Source organism: Salinarchaeum laminariae (genome assembly GCF_023204835.1).
Classification (GTDB): Archaea; Halobacteriota; Halobacteria; order Halobacteriales; family Salinarchaeaceae; genus Salinarchaeum; species Salinarchaeum laminariae.
The window spans coordinates 1,027,479-1,039,595 of the sequence record NZ_CP096270.1; the positions used below are offsets into that span (position 1 = coordinate 1,027,479).

The 12,117-nt window shown below is 66.6% G+C and carries 10 protein-coding genes; 5 read left to right on the plus strand and 5 right to left on the minus strand.

From position 1 onward, the window contains the following. Window positions 1–37: 37 nt before the first annotated feature. Window positions 38–625, minus strand: a complete 588-nt coding sequence (gene hisB, locus MXF70_RS04780) for an imidazoleglycerol-phosphate dehydratase HisB (RefSeq protein ID WP_248517866.1) — start codon at window positions 623–625, stop codon at window positions 38–40. A gap of 306 nt (window positions 626–931) precedes the next feature. Beyond that, entirely contained in the window at window positions 932–2,185 is a 1,254-nt protein-coding gene (locus MXF70_RS04785) for an MFS transporter (RefSeq protein WP_248517867.1), read from the minus strand. A 115-nt stretch (window positions 2,186–2,300) separates the two neighbouring features. On the opposite strand from MXF70_RS04785, the gene MXF70_RS04790 reads away from it, so the two are divergent. After that, window positions 2,301–3,389 (plus strand): TrmB family transcriptional regulator sugar-binding domain-containing protein, encoded by a 1,089-nt coding sequence (locus tag MXF70_RS04790; RefSeq protein ID WP_248517868.1) that lies wholly within the window; start codon window positions 2,301–2,303, stop codon window positions 3,387–3,389. A gap of 126 nt (window positions 3,390–3,515) precedes the next feature. Here the strand turns inward: MXF70_RS04790 and hisA are convergent, their stop codons facing one another. Continuing rightward, on the minus strand, window positions 3,516–4,247 hold the full coding sequence (gene hisA / locus MXF70_RS04795) for a 1-(5-phosphoribosyl)-5-[(5-phosphoribosylamino)methylideneamino]imidazole-4-carboxamide isomerase (protein WP_248517869.1): 732 nt from the start codon (window positions 4,245–4,247) through the stop codon (window positions 3,516–3,518). A 378-nt stretch (window positions 4,248–4,625) separates the two neighbouring features. On the opposite strand from hisA, the gene MXF70_RS04800 reads away from it, so the two are divergent. Together MXF70_RS04800 and MXF70_RS04805 are read left to right on the plus strand one after the other, a co-directional pair. After that, complete coding sequence (locus MXF70_RS04800) at window positions 4,626–6,359, plus strand: methyl-accepting chemotaxis protein (protein WP_248517870.1); 1,734 nt, start codon at window positions 4,626–4,628, stop codon at window positions 6,357–6,359. Window positions 6,360–6,654: 295 nt separating this feature from the next. Then, the gene (locus MXF70_RS04805; protein WP_248517871.1) at window positions 6,655–7,038 is read left to right on the plus strand and encodes a hypothetical protein; all 384 of its coding nucleotides are present in this window, start codon (window positions 6,655–6,657) and stop codon (window positions 7,036–7,038) included. Between the two features lie 88 nt (window positions 7,039–7,126). On the opposite strand, the gene cgi121 is transcribed toward MXF70_RS04805, so the two are convergent. Further along, window positions 7,127–7,687, minus strand: a complete 561-nt coding sequence (cgi121, locus tag MXF70_RS04810; RefSeq protein ID WP_248517872.1) for a KEOPS complex subunit Cgi121 — start codon at window positions 7,685–7,687, stop codon at window positions 7,127–7,129. Between the two features lie 55 nt (window positions 7,688–7,742). Next, window positions 7,743–10,289 carry an ATP-dependent DNA helicase gene (locus tag MXF70_RS04815; RefSeq protein ID WP_248517873.1) on the minus strand — a complete coding sequence of 849 codons (2,547 nt, stop codon included), beginning with the start codon at window positions 10,287–10,289 and terminating at the stop codon, window positions 7,743–7,745. A 175-nt stretch (window positions 10,290–10,464) separates the two neighbouring features. Between MXF70_RS04815 and MXF70_RS04820 the strand changes: the two genes are divergently transcribed. Together MXF70_RS04820 and MXF70_RS04825 are read left to right on the plus strand one after the other, a co-directional pair. Next, on the plus strand, window positions 10,465–11,121 hold the full coding sequence (locus MXF70_RS04820) for an HAD family hydrolase (protein ID WP_248517874.1): 657 nt from the start codon (window positions 10,465–10,467) through the stop codon (window positions 11,119–11,121). A 118-nt stretch (window positions 11,122–11,239) separates the two neighbouring features. Further along, a complete protein-coding gene (locus tag MXF70_RS04825; RefSeq protein ID WP_248517875.1) occupies window positions 11,240–11,611 on the plus strand; it encodes a hypothetical protein in 372 nt (123 codons plus the stop codon). The last annotated feature ends 506 nt before the right edge of the window (window positions 11,612–12,117 follow it).

A 12,117-nucleotide genomic window follows, 5' to 3' on the forward strand; every position in this document is an offset into this window, starting at 1 on the left:
TACTGCACAGAAGGAACTCCTCGACTGACCCGCGATGTCACAGCTCGCCTTTCGTACTGGGCGTCCCGGAGCGCCGCTCGTCGATTCGCGTGGCGTCGTCCATCGCCCGTGCGAACCCTTTGAACAGCGCCTCGATCTCGTGGTGGGCGTTTCGTCCATCGATATCGGCGTGCAGCGTCAGCCCGGCATTCAGCGCGAGGGACTCGAAGAAGTGCCGCGCCATGTCGCTGGCCAGCTCGCCGACGGCGGCCTGGGAGAACGCGCCGTCGAAGTAGAATCGCGGCCGGCCGGAGACGTCGACGACGACCGACGCGACGGCTTCGTCGAGGGGCACCCGGCGGTCGGCGTAGCGGACGATCCGCTCGCGCTCGCCCAGCGCCTCGTCGTATGCCTCGCCGAGCGCGATGCCGACGTCCTCGACGGTGTGGTGGTCGTCGACCTCGAGATCGCCGTCGCACTGGACGGTGAGGTCGAACAGGCCGTGCGTGGCGAGTGCCTCGAGCATGTGATCGAAAAATCCGATGCCCGTGTCTACGTCGGACTCGCCGGACCCGTCGATCTCGAGGGTGAGGTCGATCTCGGTTTCCGCCGTCTCGCGGCTGACCGCCGCCGCTCGGTCGCTCATGGCCGGCGATACGCAGGGGGCCTATTAATCGGTGGCGCTCGCGTGGAAGGGGATGGCAGGGCGCGCTATCGGGTGAGGATTCGCAGATAGCGTGGCCTCGAAAGCCCTCTGCGCGCTCGCGCACGCTCGGCCCGGATATCCTCGCTGGCGCTCGGATAGTGCCGGCCGAGCGAACGCCACCGCGCCTCGCCCTTTCATTCCTCCAGGGGCGGTCGTTGGTGAGGAATCGATGTCCGGCGGTCGGTGCGGCTGCTGTAGCTCGGTGGAACGTGCAATCGAGCTGTGTCATCGAAATATCGCTTGCCGTCAGTCGGCGCTGGGACAGGTTTTCTCTGCCGGCGCTCGGCGGATCTCCGCGACGCGAACGAGCACGATCAGGCCGAGTGCGATCAGGAGCGGGATCACGAGCAGCTGCATCCCCGTCGCCGGATCGACGTCGCTCAGAACGAACCCCATGACCGCCGGTGTGACGCCCACGCCGAGCGAGGAGGAGATGGCTGCGACGGCCGTGACCGGTCCGCTGTACTCCGGCGCGGCGTCGGTAGCGTAGGAGACCAGGAGCGGGAAGCAGCCAGACATCAGCAGGCCGATCGTGAGGATCCCCGGGAGCACCCAGAGTCCGTCGGCGAAGACGAACGTCGCGACGAACGTCGGCACCATCAACGCCAGCACGGCGACGATGAGCCGGACGTAGCCGATTCGCTCGGAGAGCCGGCCGTAGGCGAACCGGCCCGGAACGTAGCCCGCGATCATGATCGAGAGGGTACCTCCGGCGATCCAGCCCGGAAGCTCGCTCTCGGCGTAGGTCGGCAGCCAGAGGAAGAGGCCGCCCTCCACGCCGGTCGAGAAGAACATGACGAGCGCCATCCCGAGAATCTCGGGCCGCCGGAGGAGCGCCCGGACGTCCTCCCGTGCGAGGGGCTCTTCCTCGGTCTCGACGGCGGGCTCGTCGAGCGACCAGACGACGACGCCGAGCCCGGCCAGCAACACCGCGAAGATCCAGAACGCGTACCGCCAGGAGAGAAATGCGACGCAGGCGACGACGAGCAGTGGAGCAAGCGCCGCTCCGATCGCCCACGTCATGTCGTAGTAGCCGTAGATCCGCCCGCGCCGAGTGGGGTAGAAGTGGCTCAACAGCGGCCGGTTCAACCCCCGAACGACCCCGATCGCGGCACCCTGGAAGACTGCGCCTGCGAGCACGACGAGCATGATCGGGGCCGCGCCGATGGCCAGGAGGGCAACGGCGTTGGCGAGCAGTGCTCCTGCGACGATCAGCCGCGGCCGGAGATGGCCCGCTTTGAAGCCCACGAACGTCACCGAGAGCAGGTAGCCGACGGTTCCCGCCGGTGCGATGAGACCGAGTTGCCACTCGGGCGCCTCGAAGGTCGCCCCGAGTTCCGGGAGGACTGGTCCGCGGGCCATCATCGCACCGCCACCGATCGCCAGCGCCGCGAAGATGACCGCCGTCCACCGCAGACGGTTCGATCGGTTTCGCTCGGCGTGCGACTCGCCCGAACTCTCCGAGCTACCTCCGCTGTCCGTTGATTTCTCGCCGCTCACGTCTCACCCGCCTCCCACCCGATCGTGCTGCCATCGGCTCGGCGTTCGCTCATTCGAGTCGACCGAGGAGAGCGATCGAGAAAACTTTTTCTAATAGTAAAAGAAGATGGCTCACATGTCGTCGGACCGGCTACGCGACGCACTCGCCGACCTCGGCCTCTCTCGCACGGAGATCGACGCGTACCTCGTCGTCTTGGAGGGTGGCGAGGCGACGATGCGTACGGTCTCCGAGCGCGCGGACGTCTCCCAGAGCTACGTCTACGAGATCGCGGGTGAGCTCGCCGATCGCGGCCTCGTCACCGTCGACGAGAGCGTCACCCCGACGGTGCTGCGAGCGCGCGCACCGGCGGAGGCGGTCGAAGCGCTCTCGACGCGGCTCTCGGCGTTCGAGCGAGCCGCGAGCGAACGATACGCCGAATCCAGCCGCGAAGACGCCGGCTTCGAGACGATCCGCTCGGCAAGGACGGTCCGTCGCCGGATCCAGCACCAGCTCGAACGTGCGAACACCGAACTCTACCTCGTCGTCCCGGCCAGCGAGCTCGCCGACCTCCACGAGCCGCTCGTCGCGGCGCGAAAACGCGGCGTTACGACCTACTGCATGCTCACCGATCCCGAGCCCGAGACGGCACTCGCCGACCACCAGCCGGCAGCCGACTGGGCGACCGTCGTTCGTACCTGGGAGGGGACGCCGCCGGTGCTCGTCCTCCGCGACGGAACTGCCGGCGTCATGGGAGCGCACGGCCTCCTCACTCCTGGCTCCGACGGGCTGCAACACGCCGTCGCGTTCGGTCAACCGGAGGTCGCCGGCGCGTTCTACGGCTCTTCGCTCGGCAACGTCTGGCCGATGGGCGTCGAGAGCGCCGTGGCCGATCCGCCCGAGCTCCCCGCTCGGTTCGACCTCTTCCGGTCGGGCGTGACCACGTCTGCGATACACGTCGATGCCGGCACCGAGTTGCTGGCTGACGTGACGCTCGTCGACGCCGAGACCGGCGACGAGCGGCCAGTATCCGGTGCGCGTGTAACGGACGTCCGGCAGAGTCTCGTGGAACCGACGAACGCTGCGTTCCCGATCGAGAGCGCACTCCAGCTCGAGACCGACGCAGGGACGGTCTCTGTTGGCGGCATCTCGGAGGGATTCGGCGCGTATCACGAGCCGTTCGCTGCGTCATCGGTGACGCTCCGGCGGGCAGACGAATCTCGGTAGGAACTACCGAGAAATCTCATGCTTTCTGCCATACTTGCAAAACACGTAGTGCGACAGGAGAATGTCTCGGTAGAAACAGCGTTCTACTCGGCCGAAACCACCGGGACAATTCGACGATAAATCCGGCTATTCGAGCGCCGCCAGCGCGTCGTCTAGGGTGAACGCTCCCTCGTAGAGTGCGCTGCCCACGACGACAGCCGCGGCACCAGTCTCGCGGAGCGCGAGTACGTCGTCGATCGACGCGACGCCACCGCTCGCGATCACGGGGATCGAAACCGCGTCGACGAGTCGCTCGACGGGCTCGGTCTGTACGCCCTCGAGTTTCCCCTCGACGTCGACGTTCGTGAAGAGGATGCCTGCAGCACCGAGCTCGGCGTACCGTTCGGCGGCGGTCGCTGGATCGAGGCCGGTCCCTTCCGTCCACCCCTCGACGACGACTTCACCGTCTTTTGCGTCGAGACTCACGACGACGCTCTCGGGACGACGCTCGCTGATCGCCGCGACGATCTCGGGCTCTTCGACGGCGGCGGTGCCGAGAATGACGCGGTCGATCCCGAGGTCGAGGAGCTCGATCGCGTCCTCGACGGTGCGAATTCCGCCACCGAGCTGGACGTCGACGTCCTCGGGGACGGTCTCGACGATCGCTTTGACCGCGCTCGCGTTCACCCGTTTCCCCTCGAATGCGCCGTCGAGATCGACGAGGTGGAGCGTCGTCGCACCCTGATCCAGCCATCGGTTCGCTGCGTCGACCGGATCGCCGTAGCGTCGGTCCGTCCCGCGTTCACCCTGCACGAGCTGGACGACCTCTCCGTCGCGGAGGTCCACCGCCGGGACGACGGTGAACGGATCCGTGGCCATGGATCAGACCGGGCGGCGTGGGTGCCTATCGCTTTCGTCTCACTCGCCGGGGTTCTCACCACGCACTCCCCAACACACCGACTTTTGAACGCATACAGACTCGAATGCCCCATCGCAGGCCGTTCTGTGAAACTGCTGTGCAGCCCTGCGAGGGGTATCGGCGATCGGGTTCGACGGCAGCATAGGGCCGTCCCGCACCGAGAACTCAGGGGTATGATCACACCGGTCCGATTACCTGCAGCGATCCGAAACTCACAGCACCTCGCCGTAAAAATATGTCACCGGACGAAATAATACAGTCCCAGAACGTTGTACCTAGGAAGAATTTCGAGTGAATCACCAATACGTTTTAACAAGTTTGTCTTGGTAGCAGACCACATGACTTCGACCCGTCGCGTGCTCACGGCGCCACTTCTCGTGCTCCTCGGCGTCGTCACCGTGGCGTACCTCGGGATCTGGGCCGGAACGATTGCACTCTCGAGTGTAACGCCATCGCCGACCTATCTCGCAGTGCTTGCCGGCGGTCAGGTCGCGATCGTCGGCGCGGGCGTCGGCGGTGCCGTCACCGCCGCTGACCCCCGGCTCGACGAACTCGACGCTGTCACGAGCGATCTGGCGGACGGATCACGGGCCGTCGACCTGCCGACCGACCGCGGAGACGAGGTGGGTGAGATCGCGTCCTCACTTGAGACCGTCGTCGGGCGTCTCGACGACGCCGAGCGACGAGCGGCAACCCAGCGCCGACTGGCCGACCAGCGCGCCGCCGAACTCGCTGCACTCTCAGATGCGCTCTCGGCACATGCCGAGGCCTTCGACGCCGCCATGGAACGGGCAGCGGGCGGCGATCTCACGGCTCGCATCGAAGCCGAGGCCGAGGACGACCGGTTCGCGTCGCTCGCGCGGGAGTTCGACGCGATGCTCTCCGACATCGAGGAGACGACGGATCGGCTCAAACGGTTCGCCAACGACGTGGCCACGCATGGCGAGGAGGTCACCGCGAGCGCCGAGGAGGTCCAACACGCGAGCGAGCAGGTCTCGGTCTCCGTTCAGGAGATTTCCGAGACGACGGAGACCCAGTCCAACACCTTCGACCGCGTCGCGGATCGCATCGACGAGCTCGCCGCGACCACGCAGGCGATCGCTGGGCGCGCGGAGTCCGTATCCCAGATCGCGAAACGCACCGCCGAGTCGGGCGAGCGAGGCCGGGAGTCCGCCCGGGACGCTGCCATGGCGATGGAGTCGATCGACGCCAGCTCCAAATGCGCGACCGAGGAGATGGCCGAGCTCGAGCGGCTCGTCGACGAGATCGACGAGGTCGCCGAGTTCATTTCCGAGCTCGCAGAGGAGGTGAACGTCCTCGCACTCAACGCCAACATCGAGGCCTCCCGGTCGGAGGCCGGCGACAACGAAGGGTTCGCCGTCGTGGCGAAGGAGGTCAAGGATCTCGCCGCCGAGACGAAGTTCTCCGCCCAGCGCATCGAGACCCTCGTCGGCGAGGTCAAGGTCCAGACGGAGCTCTCCGCTGCGGAGGTCCAGTCGACGCGCGAGGCGGTCACCGAGGGCCGAGACACCGTTTCCACGGCGATCGACGCCCTCGAAGAGATCGCCGGCTACGCCGAGGACACCCACCGCGGCGTCCTCGAGATTTCCGAGGCGACGGACGAGCAGGCCGAAGCCACCGACGACGTCGTCGCGATGGTCGATCACGCAGCAGAACTCAGCCGTGAGGTCGACGCCGAGGCTGGCACGGTCGCCGCAGCTGCCGAACAGCAGACCAGCGCGCTCACGGAGGTCTCGAGCGGCACAGAGCAGCTCTCGATGGAAGCCCAGTCGCTCCGTGACGCACTCGATCGGTTCCGAACCGACGTCGACCCCGACGACGTCACCGGTGGTTGGCTCCCTGAGTCCCCACCGCCGCGGTCGCCCGCGTCGAAAACGAGGTCGTCTCCCAGCTCCCCTTCGTCGAAGCAAGGTCAGGTGTCCGGAACGTCGGCCCGCACGAACGGCGACGCCGCGATCCCACCGTCGAACGCTGGCACTGCTGACGACGGCGACTGGCCTGGCGACTGGTCGTCGACGGCGACCTGCATTGCGCGACCCGAGGAGGAGTGACTGGCGCTGCCCCGGACGGCCCGATTCTACAGGGGAATCCTGGACAGCGATCCGACCTGCCACCCTGGCTACCGATCAGAGTTGCTGTCCGACTCACGATCGGGCACGATGAAAGTACACCGCGAGAGGACGGGAATCGACGTTCGCACACCGGCGCACTCTTTAATCGACGAATGGCCAGTTATTAACCCGATCTATTCCGCCTTTGCTCCACAAGTGACGAATATCGGGTCGAACGATGGCGATAATTGTACCAACCTCTACGTACGTACGGCGTCCGATCGAACCGATCTCTGTGATCGACGAGGAGTTGCCCGCCGACTGGGATCGCGAACGGCTCCCCGGCGGCGTGGATGCGGAGCGTCGGCCGTCGTTCGTCGCCTTCAGGCACGCCTCTGGCGACGTGCGAGTCCGAATTACGCCTCCCAACGCCGATCTCGGACGCAACGCCCACAGACTCACCCTGACGCTGTTTCCGGGCACGGAGCTCGCGACGACGCGGGAGGTCCGATCGGTCGCGAGCGAGGAGCGCGTCGGGGAGCTCGCCGTCGAGTTGATGAAGCTCTTCGTCGGCCGCTACGACGGTCCGACCGACGTCGAGCGAGCGGCTCAGTTTGCGATCGAGCGCGTCGCGCCCCCCGACGTCGTCCTCGATTCACTCGTCACCCCGGACGAGTGATTTCGACGTGGAGCCACGTCCTCGCCGTGACTGTTCGATATCGTAGCAACGCTGCGAGCCAGCCGCTGCGCCGTGGCTCGGCGACTGCTCACCGCTCGACGGCAAGCAGTGCGATCCGTTCGCGAACGAGGGTCTCGAGGTCGCTCTCCCCGTCGAGAGCGACGTCGGTGGCGGCGATCTCCGCATCGCCGATCTCGAAGACGGATCGGAGGCGATCCGGATTCGCGTACGCAGCTCCCCGCTCGAGTTCGGCAGGCTCGACGAGTTCACGGACGGCCGTTGCAGCCGCCCGTTCGGCAGCATCCTCGCCGCTCCCGGTCGCCGGCTTAGCGTCGTCTTCGAACCCTCCTGCGACGAGCACGACGACGGGCGTTCGCCCCTCGCCGACGCCCAGCGATAGCGCCTCGTCGATCTGGCGGGTTCCCGCGGCGTAGCAGAGCACCTCGACCGCGGGATCGCGGGCGATAGCCTCACCGCGCTCGATCGCCCGGCGAGCGGTCCGGAGGGCGTGTTCGAGATGAGCCCTCCCGGCGATCGCCCGTGCGTCGAACGCCTGCACGACGCAGCCGTGCTCCTCGCCGACGTCGGTGAGTGCGTCGAGGAAGGCGTCGAGATCGTCGACTTGGGCGTACCCCTCGATCAGCTCCACGCCGACGCACCTCCGTCTGTGCCTGCAGGGCACGGCCGAGCGGCGGCGGCCCCGGTCACGAAAAGTCACCCAGGTTCGACTGGTCGCTGTCGTCACCGTCGTCGCGGGCGCCGTCGGCTCCACTCCCGTCGGCAGCACCGCCGGTCGCGGCCAGCGTCGCCTCATTTTCGGCCGTTTCGTCGGCGTCGATCGACTCCATCGAGGCGTCCTCTCGGCCGGCGTTCTCGAGGATAGTTTCGGCCGTCGCCTCACGTCCCCGGAGTGCGCCGAGAATGACGCTCTTGTCAGCCGTCCGGAGCGCCTCGCGGTCTTCGATCCCGGCGCGGTAGAGCCGCCGGGCGCGTTTGCGGCCGACGCTCCGGACGCCGACGAGGTCGAGGAGTTCGTCCTTGACCCCGTGCTGGACGCGCATCCTGGCCTCGCGGACGTCGTCCACGACGGGCGCGTCGAGTTCGGAGACGATTTCCTCGGTCGCGCCGAGCAGCCACTCCGCGGTGTCGACCTTCGAGCGGATGTCTCCGGGGCCGACGCCGTAGCGGTTCGTAATCCGGTCCTCGTCGAGCTCCTCCGCCCAGTCTTCGAGCAACTTCGCGGTCTTGAGCGCCGAGAGCCAGTGTTCGAACCGGTCGTCCTCGTACTCGCTCGGCGCGGCGCCGAGCAGCTCGGTCTCGTGCTCGTAGTACAGCTCCGAGTATTTCTCGCGGTCGCCGGATTTGAGGTAGAGCTCGTACATGTCCGGCGTGCGCGAGACGAGGTGGTAGAGCGCGAGCGGCGTCAGCGAGACGGACTCGTCGTACTCCGGGCCATCGCCAGTTTTGTCGTCTCCCCCGTCGTCCTCCTCTGCTCCCCGATCGTCGGCCAGGGGAGTCGCGTCTCGCTCATCGTCGACGAGTTCGTTGGCGGGTGTGAATCCGCCGCCGGCGCTCTCCTCGTTCAGCTTGGCATCGTCGGGATTCGGTGTCTCGGTATCGCCCCCCATCGCTGCCTCGGCACCGCTGGATCCGGTTACCGCGTTCTCCTCGACGACGAGCGCGTCCTCGATGCCGTCGACGATCGTCGCGGCACTCATCGGATCGAGATAGAGCCGTGACACGGTGTGCCCGAGGTTCGTGGCAGTAAGCGTGTCTCCATCACGTTCCAGGAAGCCGTTGCGCTGGAGGAAGACGAGCACGTCCTCGACGACGCGCTCGATGCGGCCCGCCTCCTCCGTCTGGCTCGCGTAGAGCGTCTCGTCGAGGAAGGCGAGCAACTCCTCTCGCGAGCGGGCGAACCCGGACGCGACGGTGGCGAGCACGTGCGTCCGGAGGGCGGGCTCGGCCGCGAGCTTGGACTGCACGGGCTCTGGATCGGCCTCGACGTATCGCTCGAACAGCTCGTCGAGTTCGTCGTGCCCTTTCGCGAGCAGGAGCGCCTCGCCATATGGGTCCATCCCGGGGCGACCAGCCCGGCCCATCATCTGGTGCACCTCGAGGACTGGTAGCGGTTTCATCCCGCCCGAGCTGCCATCGAACCGCCGCCAGTCCCTGACGACGACTCGGCGACTCGGCGTATTCACGCCCGCTGCGAGCGTCGGCGTCGCGGACACGACCTTCACCAGCCGATCGCGGAACGCGTCCTCGATGAGCGTGCGATGTTCGCTGGCGAGGCCGGCGTGGTGGAAGGCGGCGCCCTGCGCCACCGCGTCGGCGAGGTCGTCGCTGGTCTCGGTGTCGCTGACGCTTCTGATCTCCTCGGCGAGACTGCCGAGCTTGGCCCGTTCTTCGGGGTCGAGATTGGGCTCGACGACGCTTCCCAGCCTGCCCGCGGCTGCCTCGGCGTTCCGGCGGGAGTTGACGAACACGAGCGTCGAGCCGTCGTCCTCGAGGGTGTCCCGGACGATCGCGCCCGTCGCTGATTCGCTGGCGCCGACGGGGAGCTCCTCCCTCGTGGCCTCGTCCTCGCCGTCGTCGAAGTGGGCGGCGTCGCCGAAGTGGACGCCCATCCGGAGCTCGATCGGGCGCCAGTCTGTGTCGACGAGTTCTGCGTCGAGCCACGCCGCGATCTCGTCGGCGTTGTCGATCGTCGCGGAGAGGGCGACGAGCTGTGCGCCGGGATTCAGCTGGCGGAGCTTCGCGAGCGTGACTTCCAGCGTCGGCCCGCGCTCGGGGTCGTCGATGAGGTGGACCTCGTCGGAGACCACACAGCCGAGGTTCTCGACCCAGGAGGCGCCGTTCCGCACGAGAGAGTCCACCTTCTCCGAGGTTGCGACCACGAGATCCTTGCTCGAGAGCCACTCGCCGCTGGCCTCGTAGTTCCCGGTGGAGACGCCGACGTCGATCCCAAGCGATTCCAGGGCCTCGAACTCGGCCGCCTTCTCGCTGGCGAGCGCCCGAAGCGGGACGATGTAGAGGGCGGTTCCGCCGCGGTCGATCGCCGAGATCATCGCGAGCTGTGCGATCAGCGTCTTGCCGCTGGCGGTCGGCACGCTCGCAACGAGATTCTCCCCCTTCGTAACGCCCGCCTCGACGGCCTCGGCCTGCGGCGGGTAGAGTGAGTCGACTCCCTCCGAGCGCAGATGCTCGACGGCGCCGGTTGGCAGTTCGGGGATCGACTCGACGTCCATCTGCGAGGAGGTTGGCGCGTGCTCCGGTTTAGGGTTCCGGATACGTCGATGGGCGAGCGGCGTAGCTGCTCGCTGACGGATCGGTGGTGACCGTCGTCTCGAACGCCCTCGGCACGTTCGCCTCGCGATCCGATCCCAAACGTCTCAAGCAGTCCCGGCCCCAACGGGAGCGTGAATGGGGTACGACGCGGTCGTTTTCGACAACGACGGGGTCCTCGTGGAACCGACTGACGTGAACGTCCTCCGGTCGGCGATCCGCGAGGCGTTCAACGAGGTCGGGGTGACCGACCCTGCGGCGGAGCACGTCGAGCGGCTGATCGGCGTCACCGTCGACGACGTCGAGGAAGTCGCCGACGAGTACGGGCTCGACCCCGAGGAGCTCTGGCACGCCAGGGACACCGCCGGCTCGAACCACCAGTCCGAGCTGATCCGCAACGGTGGGAAGGGGCTGTTTCCGGACGTCGAGGCGCTCCATGGCGTCGCCGCGCCGATGGGGGTCGTCTCGAACAATCAGCACGCGACCGTCGAGACGATCGTCGAGCACTACGGACTCGCCGAACTCTTCGAGGTGGTCTACGGCCGCCAGCCCACGCTCACCGACATCGGGCGCAAGAAGCCCGATCCGCACTACCTCCAGCGGGCCCTCGAGGATCTCGGTTCCGGCGACGACGCCGTCTACGTCGGTGACAAGGTGAACGATCTGAAGGTCGCCCGCAAGGTCGGCGTCGACGCTGCCTACGTCCGTCGGGCCCACAACGACCACGTCGAGCTTCCGCTCGAGCCGGAGTACGAGGTGGCCGACCTCGGGGAACTCGTCGCCGAGATCGAGTAGCCGTCCACTGGACGTTTCATATTCAGGATTGAATGGATTCGCCCCCGTTTGGACTCGAATCTGAACAAATTGTGCCGACCATCACGCCTTTCTGGTCCTAAATGGACGATGCCAGTGGATGCACCGACGACGATTCCTGACGACGGCGACGAGCGTTTCAATCGCGACGCTGGCCGGTTGTTCCGGGCTGCTCGGTGGCGACGGCGGTGGCCGCAGCGACCCCGAGAAGCGGGTCGTGAACTTCTACGCGGCGATCGACGACGGCGACGCCGATGCGGCCCGCTCGATGATTCACCCCGACGGCCCACTTGCGGAGAACCCGTCCGTCTCGGGGTTCGGTGGTGCGACCATCTCCATCGAGTCCACGTCGCTCCTCGAGGAGTCGGACGGTGAGGCCACCGTCGAGTACGACCTCGTCGTCAACGACGAAGAACTGACGAATGAGCACGTGCTGCGGAAGCGCGATGGCGAATGGCTCATCTGGGAGTGAGGGGCCACCTCACCGAGCCGTTTCGATAGGTAGTGCCTGTATCTCCCGACATCTGGGACCGCTGGAGTCTGTTTTTCGATCGTTGCAATTCACGGACAATCACCGGAGGGCGTCACCCTTCTCGTGAGTTCCCTCGTCGTTCAGATGCGCAGCTGGATCGAAATTCTATATTGCGAAATACGATATATTGGTGGCCAGTTTGCTGCTGTTCAAACGCTGCATACTGATCAGGCAGGCGTTCCCACTGGGGCGGATTTCGTCGTTCGACGTCTTGGGATGGAGGCCGCCAGAGTGTCCACAGCAGCTGCCATCTTCAGGGCGGACGATCTTGGGCGTCTTCGGTCAGCTGCCGTGCTCACGTTCGTCTCACTGAGGCAACTGGCAGGACGGCGAGCAACAGCTCGTGATGCGGAAACCCCGCTCTGGGAGGTTGAATATTCGTGGATCGGACTGAAGGATGCTCGCCGCTTCGCAGCCGAATGTCCCTGTCCGACGCACGAGTCCCC

Bases quoted from the DNA above. Each gene is read 5' to 3' on its own strand.
- hisB (WP_248517866.1), bottom strand. From the start codon at position 625: ATGAGCGACCGAGCGGCGGCGGTCAGCCGCGAGACGGCGGAAACCGAG.
- MXF70_RS04790 (WP_248517868.1), top strand. From the start codon at position 2,301: ATGTCGTCGGACCGGCTACGCGACGCACTCGCCGACCTCGGCCTCTCT.
- hisA (WP_248517869.1), bottom strand. From the start codon at position 4,247: ATGGCCACGGATCCGTTCACCGTCGTCCCGGCGGTGGACCTCCGCGAC.
- MXF70_RS04800 (WP_248517870.1), top strand. From the start codon at position 4,626: ATGACTTCGACCCGTCGCGTGCTCACGGCGCCACTTCTCGTGCTCCTC.
- MXF70_RS04815 (WP_248517873.1), bottom strand. From the start codon at position 10,289: ATGGACGTCGAGTCGATCCCCGAACTGCCAACCGGCGCCGTCGAGCAT.
- MXF70_RS04820 (WP_248517874.1), top strand. From the start codon at position 10,465: ATGGGGTACGACGCGGTCGTTTTCGACAACGACGGGGTCCTCGTGGAA.
- MXF70_RS04825 (WP_248517875.1), top strand. From the start codon at position 11,240: ATGCACCGACGACGATTCCTGACGACGGCGACGAGCGTTTCAATCGCG.